This is a genomic window from Roseobacter sp. HKCC-CH-9351 (genome assembly GCF_037830295.1).
Taxonomy (GTDB): Bacteria; Pseudomonadota; Alphaproteobacteria; order Rhodobacterales; family Rhodobacteraceae; genus M30B80.
Genome location: NZ_JBBLYM010000001.1, coordinates 1,848,047 through 1,866,868, shown reverse-complemented (window position 1 = coordinate 1,866,868; position 18,822 = coordinate 1,848,047). Strand labels below are relative to the sequence as shown.

The window sequence follows — 18,822 nt, the reverse complement described above, 5'->3', positions numbered from 1 at the left end:
AGATATCACAGGATTGATGAACGGCCTATGCTCGGGCGCGAAAACTGCGGCGCGCGCCTTGGCCATAGCATCGGCTGAACGCAAACATGCAGCCCTGATTGGCGCGGCAGACTATGTGTGGAAATTCCGCGCGGATATTCTGGCCGCGAATGCGCAAGATCTGGATTGCGGACGTGGAAAAGGGCTGACAGCGGCGATGATGGATCGCCTCACCCTGACCGAGGATCGACTGCGCGATATCGTGGGTGGCCTGCGGGCGATTGCAGAACAGCCCGATCCGATTGGCGCCACGATTGCAGAATGGGACAGGCCCACAGGGTTGCATATCGCCCGCGTGCGCACCCCGCTTGGCGTGATTGGCGTCATCTATGAAAGCCGCCCCAATGTGACTGCGGATGCAGCGGCGCTATGCCTGAAATCTGGCAATGCCGTGATCTTGCGGGGGGGATCGGAAAGCTTTCATTCTTCGCGCGCCATCCATGCCGCGATTGTGCGTGGCATTACTGAGGCTGGCCTGCCCGCAGAGGCCGTGCAAATCGTGCCAACACGGGATCGCGCGGCTGTCAGCGCCATGTTGAATGCACAAGGACAGATTGATGTCATCGTGCCGCGCGGTGGCAAGGCCTTGGTCGGTTTGGTGCAGGCTGAGGCCCGCGTGCCTGTCTTTGCCCATCTTGAAGGCATCTGTCATATCTATATCGACAAAGATGCCGATTTGGATAAGGCGCTGCGCGTGGTGTTAAATGCAAAAACCCGCCGCACAGGTATTTGTGGCGCGGCTGAATGTTTGCTGATCCATCAAGACGCGATCAATAGCCATGCGGAAGCCATTATTGCCGCACTTCTTGCCGCAGGGGTTGAGGTGCGCGCCGATGGGGCTTTGGCCAATATCGCAGGCACAAACCGCGCCGCACCAGACGATTTTGGCAAGGAATTTTTGGATATGATCATCGCCGCCAAGCCAGTAGAAAACCTATCTGCTGCGATGGATCATATTGCCCTGTTTGGCTCGGGCCATACGGATGCGATCCTGACGGAAAACCCTGAGGCCGCACAGATTTTTGCCGCGAATGTCGACAGCGCGATTGTGATGGTCAACGCCTCAACCCAATTCGCCGATGGTGGGGAATTTGGAATGGGCGCTGAAATTGGTATCGCCACAGGCAAAATGCACGCCCGCGGGCCCGTAGGCGCAGAGCAGCTGACCTCATTCAAATACATCGTCAAAGGAAATGGGACGACCCGCGCATGAGTAACGATCCTAAAACCACCAGTCAGATTATCCGCCGCCAAGCCATGGATATTGGCGCGGCGCGGCCAGTGGCCACGCCTTTGCACCAATCCGTGGTCTATGCCGCAGGCAGCCCTGACCAGCTGGACGCGCAATATAGCGGACAATTGGCGGGCTATACCTATGCGCGCGAAGGTCATCCTAACGCCGCCGCATTGGCCGCGCGTATTGATGCGCTAGAAGGCGCAGAGGGCGGCCTGATCACGGGCTCTGGCATGGCCGCAATCACCGCCGCACTTCTTGGGCTTTTGAAGGCCGGCGATCACATGATTGGCGCTGACCAGCTTTATGGCCGCTCCTTGCGCTTGATGTCGCAAGACATGCCGCGTTTTGGAATTGAAACGGGTCAGTTTGATCCGACCGATGCGCCAAGCCTAAAACGCGCCCTTCGCCCCAACACGAAATTGGTTCTGGTCGAAGCCCTCTCAAACCCCACCTTGCGTGTGGCCGATATGGCAGGCATTGCCGAGATTTGCGCCCAAAATGGTGTGATTATGGTCTTGGACAACACCTTTACAACGCCCGCAATGATGCGCAGCTATCAGGTCGGGGCAGATATCATCATCCATTCCGTGACGAAACTTTTGGCGGGCCATGCCGATGTGACCTTGGGCTATGTTGCTGCGAAAAACCCAGACCATCGCAAAGCGATCTATGATTTTGCGGTCACAACGGGCATGACTCCTGCACCCTATGAATGTTGGCTCGCGGAACGGGGTCTCTTCACCTTTGATCTGCGCTATGCGCGGGCAGAGGAAAATGCAGCCGCCTTGGCCGAATTTTTAGCCCATCATCCAAAGGTAAAGCGTGTGCTTTATCCAACGCGTCCCGATCACCCTGATCACAACCGCGCCATGGCGCTATTTGAGGGGCAGGGGGGCAATATGCTGTCCTTTGAGATTGAGGGCGGTCGCGATGCGGCCAATCGTTTTGTGCAAGCGGCCCCCAATATCGCCTTTGCGCCCACATTGGGGGATGTGGCCTGCTCTCTTAGCCATCCCGCCTCGAGCAGTCACCGCGCCTTAACGCCAGAGGGGCGCGCGGCCCTTGGCATCAGCGAAGGCTTTTTCCGCCTGTCAGTCGGGATTGAAGATGTGACGCAACTGAAATCCGATTTCACAGCGGCATTAGCAGCGGTCTAAACCCTGATCTACCTGTCCTTATCGCCCAAAACCAACAGGCTAACCGTGAACCCCAAGGCCTGATTTTCCAGTTCTTGTCGGATCAAAGAGGGGTCAGGCAGCTTATCGCAAATGACCACCAGCCGTCCCCGAAATACGGCCTTGCGCAGTTGAACCGCCAATTCAATCGCATCAAATTTCGGGCCAATCAAGGGTGAGATCACCATATCAGGGCGCTCAGTGGCCAAAATTTCGGGCATTTTATCAATATTCGCCGCAATAACCATTTCCGCGGCATCAACCACCATGCGCGGCAAACGGGAGGCGAGATTTGGGGGAACATCCACCAAAACCAAGTTGCGCATCTGACCCAACGCGGTGTCATTATTCGAAGCCGATGACATCGTCTCGCACTCTCAATTCGGACATCTAAGACCTGACGCCTAATCCATTATCCGCAGCAAAATCGTTACAGATGCAATAAATTAGAATGAAAAAGCACAAAAAAAAGGGGCGGTCGACATTTTCCGAAACTTGGCGAAGCTAAGGGGCGTATTGATTCGACCCTTTACCCCCCGAAAAGGCCTACAAAATGAGCAACACCCATTCCTTTGAGGCAATTGTGACAGCCATGTTCGATTGCGTGCCTGACCCAATGGTGCGCTTGGGGCCGAATGGTATTTTACTCGAACAAAACGAAGAAGCCGAGGCCATGTTTGGAACATGGGCGCAAGGCCGCTCTTATGTGACACTGTTTCGCCAGCCCACTTTGGCACAGGCCATTGAACAGGTTTTGCAATCTGAGATCTCATCCGAGGCGGAATTTATCCAAACCAGCACCGCAGGTGCCGAGCGGTTTATCGTGCGCATCACAGCCTTGCCCGAGGCAAAGCTTGGCATTGTCTTGCATTTCGAAGATGTCACCCATCTGACCGAGGTCGAAGAAATGCGCCGTGATTTTGTGGCCAATGTCAGCCATGAATTGCGCAGCCCGCTTACGGCAATTCTTGGGTTTATCGAAACACTGCGCGGGCCTGCCGCCAAAGACCCCGCAGCACAATCGCGTTTCTTGCAGATCATGCAAGATGAAGCACAGCGGATGAACCGCCTGATCGGGGATCTTTTGTCGCTGTCACGGGTTGAATCGCAACAGCGTCAACGCCCCGATCAGGTGATAGACGTGATGCATGTAGTCTCGCGCGTGCAGGCGGCCTTGCGACCCTTGGTCGAAGAAAGCGGCTGTCAGTTGATTATACAGTGCCCCGATGATGTCAGCACCGAATTGCGCGGCGACAGCGATCAACTGACACAGGTTTTCCGCAACCTTATTGAAAACGCCCTGAAATATGGCGGACAGAACAAGACCATAACAATCAAGATGCGCCACGAGACAGGGCAGGGCAGCCTGAAGGGCAGGCTTTTATGTGTCGATGTCATCGATCAAGGGGAAGGAATTGATCCTTTGCACATCCCGCGCCTGACAGAGCGATTCTATCGCGTGGACAATCACCGCAGTCGCGCCATGGGGGGAACGGGTTTGGGCCTTGCGATTGTAAAACACATCGTCCAGCGCCATCGCGGGCGTTTGAAAATCACTTCGGAACAGGGGAAAGGCAGCTGCTTTTCCGTGATTCTTCCGAGCGAATAACAATTGGAAGTCGCCGTTTTCCTAAAGTAATGCTCAAAATTTCGGAATTTCGCAGAATTTTCACAAAATTCGGGCGATCCGAGGGCATTGTCATATAACTGTTACGTTTCTGTCACAAAAGCTTGGCGAACCACGCATAGGCAGGCCCACAAGAGCGCGGCACTGGTGCCCGTTCTGCCAACCCGAAAACCACTTGGAGTGACAGAAGAATGTCTTTCACAAAATTGACCGTTTCCGCCCTTGCCTTGGCGGCATTGTCCGCAACGGGCGCAGCCGCGCAAAGCCGTGACTATGTCAGCATCGCGGGCTCATCCACGGTTCTGCCTTATGCAAATATCGTAGCCGAAGCGTTTGGCGCTGAAACCGATTTCGCAACCCCCGTTGTTGAGGGTGGCGGTTCGTCCACTGGTCGCCGTATGCTGTGCGAAGGCGTTGGCGAAGGCACAATCGATATCGCGAACTCCTCTAGCTTGATGAAAGACTCCGAACGGGAAGTATGCGCAGGCAACGGTGTAACCCCAATCGAAGTTCGCATTGGCTATGACGGCATCGTATTCGCCTCTGACATCAATGGCCCATCCTTCGCTTTCACACCTGCAGATATCTACTTGGCGCTTGCCGCTGAGTTGCCTGTTGATGGCGCAATGGTTGCCAACCCAAACACCAAATGGGCTGACGTAAATGGCGATCTTCCTTCTCAGGAAATCAACATGTTCGTTCCTGGCACGAACCACGGCACACGCGAAGTTTTCGAAGAAAACGTGATCCTCGCAGGCTGTGAGGAAACTGGCGCAGCAGAAGCAATGGCTGCTATGGGCATGGACGAAGATGCGGTTGAAGAAGCCTGCATGACCCTGCGCACCGATGGCCGTTCTGTAGATATCGAAGGCGACTACACACAGACGCTTGCAAATCTCGACAGCACCCCAACAGGTCTTGGCGTATTCGGTCTGTCTTTCTATGAAAACAACACCGACCGTCTTCAGGTTGCGACTATGTCTGGCGTGACCCCAACCGTTGATGCAATCGCATCTGGCGAATACCCCGTATCGCGCCCTCTGCAGTTCTATGTCAAGCAAGAGCATATCGGCGTGATCTTAGGTTTGAAGGAATATGTTGAGTTTTTCATCTCTGACGAAATAGCAGGCCCTGGTGGCCCATTGGCTGAATACGGCCTTGTTCCTGATCCAGAATTGGCAGCGACCCAAGCAATGGTTGCAGGCCTCTAAGATCTGACAGTTCTCTAAATTCGGTCTGGGCGGTTCCACCGCCCAGATCCACCCCGCCCAAAGGGCAAAACTTACAAGAGCAGAGCGGACGACCAAATGCCCCTGACCATCAGCATTTCGCTTGTTTTGGCCCTAATCGCAGCGCTTGCGATTGTGGGCTTTTTTATCGGGCGCGCCCGCGCAATTTCTGTCGCAAACGGGGTTGATTCGAGCCTGCATTCGCTTCCGAAACAACATGGCATGCATGTGGCCCTTGCAGCCTCTGTGCCAGCACTGATTTTCATTATCCTCTGGTCGATTGGATCAGGGATTGCTTCGAACAGCTATACTGCCTCAATCATTGATCCCAATGCACCTGAATTGCAGTTATCCGCTGACGTCACCGATGGCTTGCCGCAGGACGAGATAGATGTCCGCCTTGCCGCGCAGCGCGATCTCTTCGTGGCGAATGTCAAAGGGTTGGCAGTTGCGATTGATGGCTATATTGCCAATGGCAACACAACCGAAGCCGATATTGAGGGCTGGCGTGTAGATTTCACTTCGTTGGCGCAGCGCTTGCGTGATGACGGGCAAATTATTGGCGCGAATATCTCGCAAAAAATGTTTGAAACCGCTTTGCGCCTGCGCAGCCTTAACGCCACGGTCGAACTGACAGGGCGGCTCGGCGCAATATTTTTGGCCATCGGCGGGTTTCTCTATGGTCTGAAATTGATCAATCGCGATTTCCGCGCGCGCATCTCGGTCGAGCGTTGGATCCTTGCCTTTTTGATCTTTGCCTCCACCATCGCCATTTTGACGACTGTTGGCATTCTATCGGCCATCACATTCCCCACCTTGGCCTTTTTCAAGGAATATGGGATTTTCAATTTCCTCTTTGGGATGGAGTGGGCCCCTGCAGGCGATGTTGCGGGCGCGCCTGAGGGGCCAGATGGCAGCTATGTCTCGGCGCTTGGGTTTTTGCCTTTGATCTGGGGCACGCTTTACATCGCGCTTGTGGCACTTTTGGTCGCGGTTCCCTTGGGCCTCTCTGCGGCAATCTACCTGTCGGAATTCGCCCCAAGCGCATTGCGCGCCACGATCAAACCCGCGCTAGAGATCCTCGCGGGGATCCCGACAATCGTCTATGGTATCTTCGCCCTTGTGACAGTCGGCCCCTTTTTGCAGGCGGTCGTGGGATCAACAATTATGCCCAACACGGTCTCGATTCTAACCGCAGGCGTGGTGATGGGGATGATGTTGGTGCCGTTCGTCTCGTCTTTGTCAGATGACGTGATCAACGCCGTGCCACAGGCGATGCGCGATGGCTCGCTTGGTCTGGGGGCAACACCTGCGGAAACAGTGACAAAGGTGATCTTGCCTGCCGCCCTGCCAGGTATTGTGGGCGCCATCGTTTTGGCCGCATCCCGCGCGATCGGGGAAACCATGATTGTGGTTCTGGCTGCTGGCGCATTGTCCTCGGTCACAGGGTTGGAGCCAAACCCATTCGGGGCGGTTGTGACTGTGACAACCCGCATCGTGGCCGTCCTCACGGGCGAGGGGTCAGGGTTCGACTCGATCGATGTTCTGGCGGTTTTCGCGCTGGCCTTCACGCTCTTCTTCGTCACGCTGGGGTTGAACCTGCTCGCACAGCGGATTGTTGCCAAATATCGGGAGCAGTATGACTGATGACTGATCTGTCCAACCCCTCTGATCTGTCAAAGCACAAGATACAATCGCTATATGCGCGCTCAGAACAGGTGCAAAAGCGTCACCAAAAGGGTCTTGCGCTGCGCATTTTTGGCATCTCGGCCATCACATTGGTTTTGTTTTTCCTGTGTGTGCTTCTGTGGTCAATCGTCTCGCGCGGCATCCCTGCGCTCTGGCAATATCAAGCCGAGATTGAACTCTATTATGACCCTGCAATTCTGAATGAAAACGGGGGCGAAGTTACGCCAGAGGAAATCGCTGATGTCAGCCTGCGCTCGGGGTTTGAGCGCGGGATTTACGCAAACTCCCTCAAAGCCACAATTGAGGCCGCAGGGATTGATGTGATGGCCACTGTGACCGCGCGCTATGCTGACCGCGCGGAGGAAATTCTTGCCCAAGCAGGGCTTATGGATGGGGCAGGGGTGCCTTTGTCGGATCTGCGAAACGGTGCTGTCGCAGGCGGCGATGTCGCCCGCATCTTCGGCCAAGCGGGCAGCGCCTTGCGCGGGGCACAATCTGCCCTTGAGGGCGATGATATCGCGGCCGCAAATACCGCGCTTGAGGCTGCCGTTACGGCCCTTTCTGGGTCGGGCTTTGCATCTGCCGCGTCACAGGTTCAGGCCATTGCCGATGGGATCACGGATGACGCCATGCCCGCTGCTGCCGCCGCATTGGCGCAAACTGGCCTGCAATCTGCCTTACTCGATGCCGCAGGTCTGATGCGCCAACCCGCGGAATTTGATGACGCGGCCTTGGCCTCGATGATCTATGCCGCCAATCGCCGTGATACGCGTGATTACCTCATGGCTAATCCTAATCTGGTCGGCGAAACTGAATTCACTGGCGTGCCAGTTGCAATCTCACTCACCCGCTATCTGACGGGTGAATTGCAAGGCCGCGGTCAGTCCGATATGCCACCTGGTTTTGAATTGGGTCATCTGGCCATGGCGGATGCTATGGTTGAGGCCGACATCATCAATCGCCATTTACATTGGAAGTTCTTCACCAATCTTTATTCGCAAAGCGGTGAAATCACGGGGATTGGCCCTGCCTTGATGGGCTCGCTCTATATGATGCTGGTGGTCTTGGTGTTCTCGCTAATTTTTGGGGTCGCAGCCTCGATTTATCTTGAGGAATTTGCGCCCAAAAACAAGTTCACCGATTTCATCGAGATCAACATTGCCAACCTTGCGGCGGTGCCGTCCATCGTGTTCGGTATCCTTGGGGCTGCGATTTTGTTCGCGCTAACGGATCTTGGCATTACGACCTCCATTCGCGGCACGGCTTTGCTTGGTGGTTTTGTTCTGTCTTTGATGACCCTGCCCACCATTGTGATCGCCACCCGCGCGGCTCTCAAGGCGGTGCCGCCGTCAATCCGCGAAGCAGCGCTTGGGGTAGGGGCCTCGAAGGTGCAGGCCATGTTCCACCATATTCTGCCCCTCGCAGCACCCGGCATTCTAACGGGCACAATTATCGGTATCGCGCAGGCCCTTGGGGAAACTGCACCTTTGCTGTTGATTGGTCTGTCTGTATCAACGGGCGCGGATCTGCTATCCTCTCCCTTCAGCGGGGGTCTGTTGGAGCAGACACAATCGATGCCAACGGTTGTTTACCTTTTGGCACAAAATGAAGATGCGCCTGTGCGCGAAGGTTTGGCACAATCCGCGATTATCGTGATGCTGGCCCTTCTGTTCTTGTTAAACTTCCTCGCCATTATCCTGCGCCGTAAATTCGAGCGGAGGTGGTAAGTCATGGAGACGAAAGTGAATAATATGCAACTCGACACCCTTATTGCAGGCGAGGATGCCATAAAGATCGCCGCGCGCAATGTGCAGGTCTATTATGGCGGCACCCATGCGATTAAGGATGTGAATGTCGATATTCTCGATAAAACTGTGACCGCCTTTATTGGCCCGTCAGGTTGCGGGAAATCGACCTTTCTGCGCTGTTTGAACCGCATGAATGACACCATCTCGATTGCGCGTATTGAGGGCGATATTCGCATTGATGGCGAGGATATTTACGACCGCCGAGTTGACCCTGTGCAATTGCGCGCCAAGGTGGGCATGGTATTCCAAAAACCAAACCCATTCCCAAAATCCATTTACGAAAACGTGGCCTATGGCCCGCGCATCCACGGCTTGGCCCGCAGCAAGGCTGATCTAGACGAGATTGTCGAAAAAAGTTTGCGCCGTGCGGCCCTGTGGAATGAGGTGAAAGACCGCCTTGATGCCCCAGGAACGGGTCTATCAGGCGGGCAGCAGCAGCGCCTTTGTATCGGGCGGGCTGTGGCCACCAACCCTGAGATTTTGCTGATGGACGAGCCTTGTTCAGCGCTTGACCCTATCGCGACCGCGCAGGTGGAAGAATTGATTGATGAGCTGCGCAGCAATTATTCGGTGGTGATTGTAACCCACTCGATGCAGCAGGCAGCGCGCGTCAGCCAAAAGACCGCGTTTTTCCACCTAGGAAACTTGGTTGAATTTGACGACACCTCAAAGATTTTCACCAATCCCGAAGACCCGCGCACCGAAAGCTATATCACGGGCCGTATCGGCTAATTCTCAGCTTGGAAGGGCTGCCATGAACACGAATGAACATATCGTTTCCTCATTTGACCGCGACCTAGAGAGCATTCAGGCGGGGATCATGAAGATGGGCGGGTTGGTCGAGGACTCGATCCATAAATCGGTCTTGGCTTTGGACACGCGCGACCCTGAACTGGCCGATCTGGTGCGGGCAGGGGACGCGGCCATTGATGCCTTGGAAACCCAAGTGAACGAAGAAGCCGCGCGCATTTTGGCCTTGCGCTCGCCTACAGCGTCCGATTTGCGCACTGTGCTTTCTGTTTTCCGTGTCTCGACCAATTTGGAACGGATTGGGGATTATTCGAAAAACATCGCCAAGCGGAGCCATGCGGTGATGGCGCAGCCCCCGATTGAGGGCGCAACTGCCTCACTGCGCCGAATGGCGCGCGAGGTGGAACTGATGCTTAAAGATGTGCTTGATGCCTATATCCAACGGGATCTGGGCTTGGCCGAAGATGTGCGCGAGCGCGATCTTGAAATTGATCAGATTTATTCTGCACTTTTCCGCGAATATCTGACGTTTATGATGGAAGATCCAAGATCAATTACGGCCTGTATGCATCTGCATTTTATGGCAAAAAATATTGAGCGCATGGGGGATCACGTCACCTCGATTGCCGAGCAGGTGGTCTATCTTGTAACGGGCGCAATGCCTGAGGATATCCGCCCCAAGCAAGATGTGATCTCTGAAGCCTCTAACAAGTTGTAATCAAACAAAAAAGTAGCGTAACATGGCACATTCTCCCGTAATTTTGGTTGTCGAAGACGAACCCGCACAGCGCGAGGTTTTGGCCTATAATATCGCGGCCGAAGGGTTCGATGTGCTGACCGCCGATAGCGGTGATGAGGCACTGCTTATCGCGCGCGAAACACCGCCCGATTTGATTATCTTGGATTGGATGCTGCCCAATGTGTCAGGCATCGAAGTGTGTCGTCAGTTAAAGTCAGGCACGCAAACGGCGCGGATACCTGTGATCATGCTTTCTGCGCGATCCGAAGAGGTCGACAAAATTCGCGGCCTTGAGACGGGCGCTGATGACTATGTCACTAAACCTTATTCCTTGGCCGAGCTTTTGGCCCGCACCCGCAGCCAGTTGCGCCGCACACGGCCATCTTCGGTGGGAGAGACATTGGAATATGAGGATATCAAACTCGACACCAGCGCACATCGCGCATTCCGCGGTGACGCACAGATTAATCTTGGGCCGACTGAGTTTCGTTTGCTGACCGCGTTCATGGAACGCCCAGGTCGCGTTTGGAGCCGTGAACAATTACTCGACCGCGTCTGGGGCCGCGATATCTATGTCGACAGTCGCACAGTCGATGTTCATGTTGGCCGTCTGCGCAAGGCGCTGCGAGGCGGGGGCGAGGGTGACCCAATTCGCACTGTGCGCGGCGCTGGATACGCGCTTGGGTGATCATGGGGGCGCGCGATTTTGCGCCCATCCGTTTATCCGATAATCATGATTATGTTAATTTTTGTGATGTGGAAACACGCGAGATCACTTCAATAAAGCATTGCAACTACCTAATTTAAAAAAGAAATAATGTTCGCTCGACAGCCATCCCCCCCGCGCAGATACATTTAATTCGCTAAACTTGGGGGTTGTTATGGTTGATGCACGAACTGCGCGTTACTTAGCCTGCGCTGATGCCAAGAGCTTGGTCACGCTTAATCAAGAGATGCTGACGTCTTACAGCTTTCGCTATTTCATATATGCCACCAGCCCGATTGCTGCTGAATTTGGCAAAACGGGTCACGCGCATGACAACCGTATCCTGCACAACTGCCCAAAAACGTTGATTGCGGGCTATGTTGGCGAAAATCTCTATCGCGCCTGTCCCATCGTCAAATGGGCCATGTCCAACACTGGTGCAGAACCTTAAACGCATCTGTCTTCAGCGCCACCTGACGGAACCGCGTTATCTCGTGCCGAGCGCGAATTATATGAGCTTTTTACGGCTCACGCGATCACAGCGGGATATACAGTCTCGCTGCCACGACGCCACCATGCGGCGAATGCGGAATTCGGATTGATCGGCGCAGAACATATGACCCAAAAGGCGCTTATCGAGATATGGGATGAACACGGTGAAATTATCTTTGCCTATTGTCATCTGTTTCACCTATGCGCCACTGCCCTGCCAGTCTCGCCACATTTGCGAATCCTAACCCAACGGCGGCGCGAAGCATTGGAATTGGTGATAAAGGGACGCACCATGCGCGAAATAGCCTTTGCCATGGAGATAAATATAACAACGGTTGAAAAACGTCTACGCGGCGCACGAGATGTGCTACAGGTTGACACAACAGCACAGGCTGCCGCTAAGGCACTTGTTTTAAATCAAATTTTTATTTAAAGTTGATTTCAGAATAATTTTATTAACTAATTATTAACCTATCTCACAGTTGCGTGACCATGGTCAGCCCTGAGGAATTCTTCAGTGTCGAATGTTCTTAAATTGAATATAATAACGCTATGTCCCCCACAGGCACATACAGGTTGTACCTAAAGCAACCTGTCAGTCCCGCGTCCCCAAATAAAAAGCGGGCTGTTGGCGGCGTCATTCGTGTGCCTGAGTGACGCCGTTTTCATTTTACAAAAAAAAGGCAGGGGTTGCCCCCTGCCCTTCATTGTTTCGTAATTTGGTGCGGAGTTAGCCTTGAACGGCCTTAGCAACTTCTGCGGCGAAATCTTCTTTCTCAACCACAATGCCTTCACCAACCTCAAGGCGCACAAACCCTGTCAGCTCAACACCCGCTTCTTTCGCTGCAGCCGCGACAGTCAGGTCTGGGTTGATGACGAAGGCTTGGTTCACCAAGGTCACCTCGGAGAGGAATTTCTGCATACGGCCTTCGATCATCTTCTCGATGACGGCCTCTGGCTTACCAGATTCACGCGCGATTTCGATTTGCACCTGACGCTCTTTTTCCACAATCGCAGGATCCAGATCATCCGCAGACAAGGATGCAGGGTTCACCGCTGCAACATGCATCGCCACCTGACGGGCAAAACCTTCATCGGTGCCATTGAACGCGACGAGAACGCCGATCTTGCCCATGCCATCACCCGTGGCGTTGTGCACATAAGACACAACCGTCTGGCCCGACAATTTTGCCATGCGGCGCAGCGCCATGTTTTCACCGATTTTCGCAATCGCATCGGTGATCACGGTTTCAACAGGCTTGCCGCCCATATCCGCCGCTTTCAAGGCGTCTACATCATCCACGTCAAGCGCCGCTTGCGCGATGCCTGCAACCATGGATTGGAATTCAGCGTTTTTCGCAACGAAATCGGTTTCCGAGTTCACTTCAACCGCAACCGCGCTGCCGTTTGAGACTGCAACAGCAACCAAACCTTCGGCCGCGGTGCGACCAGATTTCTTGGCCGCTTTCGCCAAACCTTTGGTGCGCAACCAGTCAATCGCGGCGTCAAAATCGCCATCGGTTTCGGTCAGCGCTTTTTTTGCGTCCATCATGCCTGCGCCAGTTGCTTCGCGCAGGTCTTTTACCATTGCAGCAGTAATTGCCATGGTGAGAATCTCCTGATTTGTAAGTCAGGCGGGGATATGCCCCACCGATATGTCACAGATATGTCAGTTGAGCGGGAAAGGCGCGCTTTCCCGCCAAACTTAGAACCCCTTAGGCAGAAGCGTCTTCTGCAGCTTCTTCAGCAGGTGCTGCTTCGGCCAAGGTTTCTTCGACAGTCTCTTCTATTGCGCCAAGATCAACGCCAGCTGCATCCATCTGCGCGCTCATCCCATCAAGGGCTGCGCGCGAGATCAGATCACAGTAAAGGCTGATGGCACGCGCCGCGTCATCATTTCCAGGAATGACGTAATCCACGCCTGCGGGCGAACAGTTGCTATCAACAACCGCCACAACAGGAATGCCCAGCTTGTTGGCTTCGGCAATGGCGAGGTCTTCTTTGTTGACGTCAATCACAAAGATCAGATCAGGCAGGCCGCCCATTTCGCGGATACCGCCAAGCGAGGCTTGCAGCTTCGCCTGATCGCGCTCCATGCCAAGACGCTCTTTCTTGGTCAGGCCCTCAATACCATTTTGCATCGCTTCATCAATCTCGTTCAAACGCTTGATCGAGTTGGAAACAGTCTGCCAGTTGGTCAGCGTGCCGCCCAACCAACGGTGGTTCATGTAATACTGTGCGCAACGCTCTGCCGCTTCGGCAATGGGGCGCTGTGCCTGACGCTTGGTGCCTACGAACAAGATGCTGCCGCCTTTGGCAACAGTTTCGCGCACAGCAACCAAAGCCTGCTCAAGCAGGTCAACAGTCTGGGTCAGGTCAAGAATGTGAATCCCATTGCGGTCGCCGTAGATATACGGGGCCATGCGAGGGTTCCAACGATGGGTCTGGTGACCAAAGTGAACGCCAGCTTCCAAAAGCTGACGCAAAGAAAAATCAGGAAGCGCCATAATAGTTTCCTTTCCGGTTTGCGCCTGAGCGAGGGATCAGGGGCCGTGCCCCAACCGGTGGATCGATAGGGATGTCTCCCCTATGCGACCCGCCCACGCCTGTGAATTGCCCTGTCGGACACGCGCGCTTTAGGGCATTTTTCCCCTGCCCGCAAGGGCCATCTACAACAGCACTGCTGAGGCATAGACGTAGGCCCATAGGCGGGATAGAGACGCAGCCATGACAAAGAACAGCATTATCTGCATCGGAGCGGTTCTGTGGGACATGATTGGTCGCACAGATACGGCTATGGCCCTTGGCGATGATGTTGCGGGGCGTATTAAGCGCATCCCTGGGGGGGTGGCGTTGAATATTGCCATCGGGCTTGCCGCCTATGGGATGCAGCCCGTTTTGCTGACCATGATCGGGCGTGATGCCGAAGGCGCGGATTTGCTGGCCTTTTGCGAAAAGCGCGCCATGAATTGCGACCATATTTTTCGCAGCTCTGAATGGCCGACCGACCACTACATGGCGATTGAGGCGCAAGGCCAAGTGATGGCTGCCATCGCCGATGCACATGGCCTTGAGGCCGCAGGCGCGCAGATTCTAGCCCCCCTAGAGCATGGCCCCTTGGGGGATGCAGCGGCCCCATATCAAGGCGTAGTGGCGCTTGATGGCAATTTGACCGAGGCGCTTTTGGCTTATATCGCGGATGCCCCTGCCTTTCAGGCGGCGGATTTACGCATCGCGCCCGCATCACCCGACAAGGCCACGCGTCTTTGCCCGCTTTTGCATCACCCAATGGCAAGCCTTTATGTCAATCGCCGTGAGGCCTGTTTGATTGCAGGGCAAGCGCCTGACCTCTCGGCCACAGAGGCCGCAGATGCGCTGATCGCGGCGGGGGCTGCGCGCGTGATAGTGACCGATGGTGCGGGCCTGACTGTAGACGCCAAGGCGGGCGCTGAAACAGTGACGGGCACGCCACCACAGGTCACCGCCACCCGCGCGACAGGTGCAGGGGATCGGTTCATGGCCGCCCATATCGCCGCCGAAACAGGTGGTGCATCGCGTCAAGAGGCGCAAATTTTTGCACTCATCGAAGCCGCCGCTTATGTGGCAGGAAAGGATTAAGCATGCTTCCCCTCACCATCGCCCCGGATGTTGCACATGCCCTAAAGACAGGCGGCGCTGTAGTTGCCCTTGAAAGCACCATCATCACCCATGGCATGCCTTACCCTGCCAATTTTGAAACCGCACAGGCCGTTCAGGCCGAAATTCGAGATCAGGGTGCGGTGCCTGCCACAATCGCAGTGGTTCAGGGGGAAATTAAAATTGGGCTTTCCGAGGCAGAGTTGCGCAACCTTGCGCAGGTCACGGGGACCGCGAAACTTTCGCGGGCTGATTTGGCGGCGGCGCTTGTTCTTGGCCAGACAGGTGGCACCACAGTGGCCGCAACAATGATCTGCGCCCATCTTGCGGGCATTCGCGTGTTTGCTACGGGGGGCATTGGGGGCGTGCATCGCGGGGCGGAGCACAGTTTTGACATCTCTGCCGATTTGCCAGAACTGGCCGAAACGGCTGTGACGGTGGTCTGTGCGGGGGCAAAGGCCATTTTGGATTTGCCCAAAACATTTGAAACGCTCGAAACATTGGGCGTGCCTGTCATTGCCTATGGCCAAGAGATGATCCCCGCCTTTTGGTCACGCGACAGTGGCATTCGCGCGCCCCTGCAAATGAACAGCCCCCAAGAGATCGCCCGCGCCCATCTGATGCGCGGGACATTGGGGCTGAATGGCGGGCAATTGATCACAAACCCAATTCCTGTGGCGGATGAAATCGCCGCCGAAACCCTTGCGCCTGTGATCGAAAATGCGGTGCGCAAGGCCGATGCACAGAACATCACCGCAAAGGCACTGACCCCCTTTCTTCTCGCTGAAATTCTAGAGGCCACCCAAGGGGCAAGCCTTGCAGCCAATATTGCCCTGATCCGTAACAATGCGCGCCTTGGCGCGCAGATTGCGCTGGCCATGGCAATGGAACCCTGACGGCCCCACCGTCCCTTGCCTCTTGTAAGGTTAACGAAACCCCCTTACATCTGATCGAGACAGGTTTAACGGTTCCCCAACGCGCCCCCGCATCATGCAATTGCCCGAAAATCCCAAACCCCCACGCCGCGGTATCTTGGCCGCCCTACGCAATAATTTCTTTACAGGCGTGGTGGTCATTGCCCCGATTGCGGTGACCATTTGGTTGGTCTGGACGCTGATCGGATGGATCGACAGTTGGGTTTTGCCCTTTATTCCAGGCCGCTATAACCCGCTGCTTTTGATCCAACATTACACGGGCCTTCAGGTTGATATTCGCGGCCTTGGCGTGGCGACCTTTCTCGTTTTTGCGGTGATTGTTGGCTGGATTGCCAAGGGCCTCATTGGCCGCTCGCTGATCCGTTGGGCCGAAAGTTTGGTTTTGTCGATCCCGCTTGTGCGCTCTGTTTATTCAGGGTTGAAACAAATTGTTGAAACTGTTTTGGCACAAGGTGAGCAGAATTTTGACCGTGCCTGCATGGTCGAATATCCGCGCAAAGGTATCTGGGCCATCGCCTTTGTTTCGACCAAGGCCAAGGGTGAAGTGGCCGAAAAGCTTGGCGATGATCTGATTTCCGTGTTTTTGCCCACCACACCAAATCCGACATCAGGCTTTTTGCTCTTTGTGCCTCGCAAGGATACGATTGAACTGGATATGACTGTCGAGGACGCAGCAAAGCTGATCATTTCCGCCGGGCTTGTCTACCCTAATGGCAAGGATGCAAAAAAAGCGGTCGAGGCTATGGCCGCGTCCAAGACCGCAAAATAGACCCGCGACCGCATCAGCCTAAAACATTAAAAAAGGGCGGCCCTCCGACCGCCCTTTTTTATTGCTCCTCTACCCACCAGACATCGGGCTGCCATCCGATCCAATCGCCATAAATCGGGATGTAGTCGGGGAATTTCAGCTCTGCATTATGCGCCAAGCGGCTGATTGGCGAATACCAAAACGGGATTACATAACGCTCGCTCATCAGCACGCGATCCAAGGCGAGGACAGCCGCGCGGTAATCCTCTTGACTTGCCGAGGTCAACATTTGGTCAATCATCGCCTCAATCGCAGGATGGCAGGCCCCCATCAAATTGCGTGATCCTGTGGTTTCCGCCAAATCACAACCCCAATAAAGCCGCTGCTCATTGCCAGGGCTAAGCGACAGACCACGGGTGATATCGGTTATATCAAAGTCAAAATTATCAATCCGTTCGCGATATTGTGCGCTGTCAACAGTGGTAACTGTGGGAACAATCCCAAGCCGTGCCAAAGTCTCGACATAAATGTTCACGATGGATTGCATCTCGGTCGACCCTTGGGAGAGTAGAATATCAAAGGTAAAAGGCGCCCCTTCAGGCGTCTGCATCACCCCATTTTCAACGCGATATCCTGCCTCCTCAAGCAGGGCCATTGCGCTGCGAATGCCTGCGCGATTGGCCTCGGTGCCATCGGTTTGTGGCAGAGCATAGCCCTCAAGCGCCCCTTGCAGCAAATCCGCCTCAAACGGCGCAAGGAACTCGGCCACACGGCCCGTAGCCGCCCCATCGCGCATGCCCAAGGGCGAGTTTGAGAAATAAGAGGTAATCCGCGGCTCGACCCCGCCATTCAAGGTGAGATTGATATATTCGAAATTAAAGGCTTGGATCATCGCCTCGCGGACGCGCCAATCGGAAAAGGCCGCGCGGCGCGTGTTCATGACCAACCCATTCATTCCAGAGGGGCGTTGATGCGGCACTTCGGAAAGAATAACCTCGCCCGATTGCACGCGGGGGAATCGATAATTTTCAGCCCAATTTGCCGCGTTTGTTTCGCGCATTGTCGTCACAATACCCGCTTTGAAAGCCTCAAACATGGCGTTGCCATCGGCAAAGAATTCCAAGCGGATTTCATCAATCACATTTGTGCCACGGCGCACGGGCAAGTACGCCCCCCAATAATCAGGATTACGGCGTAAGGACACAAAACGCCCCGCCTCGAAATCATCAACCAAATAAGGTGCCGAAGCGATGGGAATCACATCCAAACCTGAGGCTTGAAAATCTTGCCCGTCCCATTGCGCCTTTTTCAAAATGGGGCGCAGGCCCATGATCAGCGCCATTTCACGATCAGCTTCCTTGAACGTGATCCGCAAGCGGCGCTCATCAAGCGCCTCGATTGTTTCGACATTCTGCCACGCATTCAGATAGCGCGGATGCCCTTCGGTGCCCAAAGTCTCGTATGACCAAACCACATCTTCCATTGTGACAGGGCTGTTATCCGAGAATCGCGCCGCAGGGTTAAGCGTGAACTCAACCCAAAATCCCGCAGGATCAACCTCAACCGATTCGGCCAACAGGCCATAAAGCGTGAACGGTTCGTCCCAAGAGCGGATCAAAAGCGATTCATAAGCCAAGAACCGCAATTGCCATGGCGTGCTGCCCAAACGAATATGCGGGTTGAGGCTGTCAAAGCCCCCAACCTCGCCTGTCACGATCCGCCCGCCTGTTGGCGCATCTGGATTTGCATAGGGTAAATGCACAAAATCTGGTGGGAGGGCTGGCTCGCCATACATAGCAATGCCATGTTTCGGTTCGGCATGTGCGGTTGACACAGCGATAATCGCGGCCCCCACCCATACCCCAAAACGTCTGAAACAAACTCGTGCCATTTTGAAAACAATCCCCGTTTTCTTTTTAATTATAGGAACAATGCTAGGGGCTTGGCGCAAGAAGCGCAAACTTTTCTCTTGGAACTCTACCGCAAACATGGTTATACATAACGCACTGCTC

19 protein-coding genes are annotated in these 18,822 nt (G+C 54.7%); 14 read left to right on the top strand and 5 right to left on the bottom strand.

Going from position 1 to position 18,822, the window contains the following annotated elements; translation table 11 throughout:
• Nucleotides 1-16 precede the first annotated feature (16 nt).
• On the top strand, nt 17-1,252 hold the full coding sequence (locus AAC632_RS09340) for a glutamate-5-semialdehyde dehydrogenase (protein WP_340298733.1): 1,236 nt from the start codon (nt 17-19) through the stop codon (nt 1,250-1,252).
• On the top strand, nt 1,249-2,433 hold the full coding sequence (locus AAC632_RS09335; RefSeq protein ID WP_445322637.1) for a trans-sulfuration enzyme family protein: 1,185 nt from the start codon (nt 1,249-1,251) through the stop codon (nt 2,431-2,433). Before AAC632_RS09340 ends, AAC632_RS09335 begins: the two co-directional genes overlap by 4 nt.
• An 8-nt stretch (nt 2,434-2,441) precedes the next feature.
• Here the strand turns inward: AAC632_RS09335 and AAC632_RS09330 are convergent, their stop codons facing one another.
• Nucleotides 2,442-2,816 carry a hypothetical protein gene (locus tag AAC632_RS09330; protein ID WP_340296662.1) on the bottom strand — a complete coding sequence of 125 codons (375 nt, stop codon included), beginning with the start codon at nt 2,814-2,816 and terminating at the stop codon, nt 2,442-2,444.
• Between the two features lie 188 nt (nt 2,817-3,004).
• Here AAC632_RS09330 and AAC632_RS09325 point away from each other — a divergent pair, with 188 nt between their 5' ends.
• The 8 genes from AAC632_RS09325 to AAC632_RS09290 all read left to right on the top strand — a co-directional run bounded on the left by AAC632_RS09325 (nt 3,005) and on the right by AAC632_RS09290 (nt 11,450).
• Entirely contained in the window at nt 3,005-4,060 is a 1,056-nt protein-coding gene (locus tag AAC632_RS09325; protein WP_340296663.1) for an ATP-binding protein, read from the top strand.
• Nucleotides 4,061-4,269: 209 nt separating this feature from the next.
• Nucleotides 4,270-5,289, top strand: coding sequence for a PstS family phosphate ABC transporter substrate-binding protein (locus AAC632_RS09320; RefSeq protein WP_340296665.1), 1,020 nt, complete (start codon nt 4,270-4,272; stop codon nt 5,287-5,289).
• Nucleotides 5,290-5,385: 96 nt separating this feature from the next.
• Entirely contained in the window at nt 5,386-6,954 is a 1,569-nt protein-coding gene (pstC, locus tag AAC632_RS09315; protein WP_340296667.1) for a phosphate ABC transporter permease subunit PstC, read from the top strand.
• On the top strand, nt 6,954-8,723 hold the full coding sequence (gene pstA / locus AAC632_RS09310) for a phosphate ABC transporter permease PstA (protein ID WP_340296668.1): 1,770 nt from the start codon (nt 6,954-6,956) through the stop codon (nt 8,721-8,723). Before pstC ends, pstA begins: the two co-directional genes overlap by 1 nt.
• Before the next feature lie 24 nt (nt 8,724-8,747).
• Entirely contained in the window at nt 8,748-9,536 is a 789-nt protein-coding gene (gene pstB, locus AAC632_RS09305) for a phosphate ABC transporter ATP-binding protein PstB (protein WP_340298735.1), read from the top strand.
• A gap of 22 nt (nt 9,537-9,558) precedes the next feature.
• A complete protein-coding gene (phoU, locus tag AAC632_RS09300; RefSeq protein WP_340296670.1) occupies nt 9,559-10,272 on the top strand; it encodes a phosphate signaling complex protein PhoU in 714 nt (237 codons plus the stop codon).
• Nucleotides 10,273-10,294: 22 nt separating this feature from the next.
• Complete coding sequence (phoB, locus tag AAC632_RS09295; RefSeq protein WP_340296672.1) at nt 10,295-10,981, top strand: phosphate regulon transcriptional regulator PhoB; 687 nt, start codon at nt 10,295-10,297, stop codon at nt 10,979-10,981.
• Nucleotides 10,982-11,174: 193 nt separating this feature from the next.
• Nucleotides 11,175-11,450, top strand: coding sequence for an autoinducer binding domain-containing protein (locus AAC632_RS09290; protein ID WP_340296673.1), 276 nt, complete (start codon nt 11,175-11,177; stop codon nt 11,448-11,450).
• 57 nt (nt 11,451-11,507) lie between these two features.
• On the opposite strand, the gene AAC632_RS09285 is transcribed toward AAC632_RS09290, so the two are convergent.
• Nucleotides 11,508-11,681, bottom strand: coding sequence for a hypothetical protein (locus AAC632_RS09285; protein WP_340298796.1), 174 nt, complete (start codon nt 11,679-11,681; stop codon nt 11,508-11,510).
• On the opposite strand from AAC632_RS09285, the gene AAC632_RS09280 reads away from it, so the two are divergent.
• Nucleotides 11,616-11,924: a sigma factor-like helix-turn-helix DNA-binding protein gene (locus AAC632_RS09280; RefSeq protein WP_340298736.1), complete on the top strand. Its 309-nt coding sequence runs from the start codon at nt 11,616-11,618 to the stop codon at nt 11,922-11,924. The two genes, AAC632_RS09285 and AAC632_RS09280, sit on opposite strands and share 66 nt — an antisense overlap.
• A gap of 297 nt (nt 11,925-12,221) precedes the next feature.
• Here AAC632_RS09280 and tsf read toward each other — a convergent pair whose 3' ends face one another.
• Together tsf and rpsB are read right to left on the bottom strand one after the other, a co-directional pair.
• Nucleotides 12,222-13,097: a translation elongation factor Ts gene (gene tsf / locus AAC632_RS09275; RefSeq protein ID WP_340296675.1), complete on the bottom strand. Its 876-nt coding sequence runs from the start codon at nt 13,095-13,097 to the stop codon at nt 12,222-12,224.
• Between the two features lie 109 nt (nt 13,098-13,206).
• A complete protein-coding gene (rpsB, locus tag AAC632_RS09270; RefSeq protein ID WP_340296677.1) occupies nt 13,207-13,998 on the bottom strand; it encodes a 30S ribosomal protein S2 in 792 nt (263 codons plus the stop codon).
• A gap of 220 nt (nt 13,999-14,218) precedes the next feature.
• Here rpsB and AAC632_RS09265 point away from each other — a divergent pair, with 220 nt between their 5' ends.
• The 3 genes from AAC632_RS09265 (at nt 14,219) to AAC632_RS09255 (ending at nt 16,831) form a co-directional block, all read left to right on the top strand.
• A complete protein-coding gene (locus AAC632_RS09265; RefSeq protein WP_340296679.1) occupies nt 14,219-15,109 on the top strand; it encodes a PfkB family carbohydrate kinase in 891 nt (296 codons plus the stop codon).
• Nucleotides 15,110-15,111: 2 nt separating this feature from the next.
• Entirely contained in the window at nt 15,112-16,023 is a 912-nt protein-coding gene (locus AAC632_RS09260; RefSeq protein ID WP_340296681.1) for a pseudouridine-5'-phosphate glycosidase, read from the top strand.
• A 94-nt stretch (nt 16,024-16,117) separates the two neighbouring features.
• A complete protein-coding gene (locus AAC632_RS09255; RefSeq protein WP_340242733.1) occupies nt 16,118-16,831 on the top strand; it encodes a DUF502 domain-containing protein in 714 nt (237 codons plus the stop codon).
• Nucleotides 16,832-16,889: 58 nt separating this feature from the next.
• On the opposite strand, the gene AAC632_RS09250 is transcribed toward AAC632_RS09255, so the two are convergent.
• On the bottom strand, nt 16,890-18,701 hold the full coding sequence (locus AAC632_RS09250; RefSeq protein WP_340296683.1) for an extracellular solute-binding protein: 1,812 nt from the start codon (nt 18,699-18,701) through the stop codon (nt 16,890-16,892).
• Nucleotides 18,702-18,822 lie beyond the last annotated feature (121 nt).

Excerpts from the sequence above, each read along its gene's own strand:
- pstB (WP_340298735.1), top strand. The coding sequence starts at position 8,748 with ATGCAACTCGACACCCTTATTGCAGGCGAGGATGCCATAAAGATCGCC.
- phoU (WP_340296670.1), top strand. The coding sequence starts at position 9,559 with ATGAACACGAATGAACATATCGTTTCCTCATTTGACCGCGACCTAGAG.
- AAC632_RS09340 (WP_340298733.1), top strand. The coding sequence starts at position 17 with ATGAACGGCCTATGCTCGGGCGCGAAAACTGCGGCGCGCGCCTTGGCC.
- AAC632_RS09250 (WP_340296683.1), bottom strand. The coding sequence starts at position 18,701 with ATGGCACGAGTTTGTTTCAGACGTTTTGGGGTATGGGTGGGGGCCGCG.
- rpsB (WP_340296677.1), bottom strand. The coding sequence starts at position 13,998 with ATGGCGCTTCCTGATTTTTCTTTGCGTCAGCTTTTGGAAGCTGGCGTT.
- AAC632_RS09285 (WP_340298796.1), bottom strand. The coding sequence starts at position 11,681 with ATGACAATAGGCAAAGATAATTTCACCGTGTTCATCCCATATCTCGAT.
- AAC632_RS09290 (WP_340296673.1), top strand. The coding sequence starts at position 11,175 with ATGGTTGATGCACGAACTGCGCGTTACTTAGCCTGCGCTGATGCCAAG.
- AAC632_RS09325 (WP_340296663.1), top strand. The coding sequence starts at position 3,005 with ATGAGCAACACCCATTCCTTTGAGGCAATTGTGACAGCCATGTTCGAT.
- AAC632_RS09255 (WP_340242733.1), top strand. The coding sequence starts at position 16,118 with ATGCAATTGCCCGAAAATCCCAAACCCCCACGCCGCGGTATCTTGGCC.
- pstA (WP_340296668.1), top strand. The coding sequence starts at position 6,954 with ATGACTGATCTGTCCAACCCCTCTGATCTGTCAAAGCACAAGATACAA.
- tsf (WP_340296675.1), bottom strand. The coding sequence starts at position 13,097 with ATGGCAATTACTGCTGCAATGGTAAAAGACCTGCGCGAAGCAACTGGC.
- AAC632_RS09280 (WP_340298736.1), top strand. The coding sequence starts at position 11,616 with ATGACCCAAAAGGCGCTTATCGAGATATGGGATGAACACGGTGAAATT.
- AAC632_RS09265 (WP_340296679.1), top strand. The coding sequence starts at position 14,219 with ATGACAAAGAACAGCATTATCTGCATCGGAGCGGTTCTGTGGGACATG.
- AAC632_RS09320 (WP_340296665.1), top strand. The coding sequence starts at position 4,270 with ATGTCTTTCACAAAATTGACCGTTTCCGCCCTTGCCTTGGCGGCATTG.
- AAC632_RS09335 (WP_445322637.1), top strand. The coding sequence starts at position 1,249 with ATGAGTAACGATCCTAAAACCACCAGTCAGATTATCCGCCGCCAAGCC.
- pstC (WP_340296667.1), top strand. The coding sequence starts at position 5,386 with ATGCCCCTGACCATCAGCATTTCGCTTGTTTTGGCCCTAATCGCAGCG.
- phoB (WP_340296672.1), top strand. The coding sequence starts at position 10,295 with ATGGCACATTCTCCCGTAATTTTGGTTGTCGAAGACGAACCCGCACAG.
- AAC632_RS09260 (WP_340296681.1), top strand. The coding sequence starts at position 15,112 with ATGCTTCCCCTCACCATCGCCCCGGATGTTGCACATGCCCTAAAGACA.
- AAC632_RS09330 (WP_340296662.1), bottom strand. The coding sequence starts at position 2,816 with ATGTCATCGGCTTCGAATAATGACACCGCGTTGGGTCAGATGCGCAAC.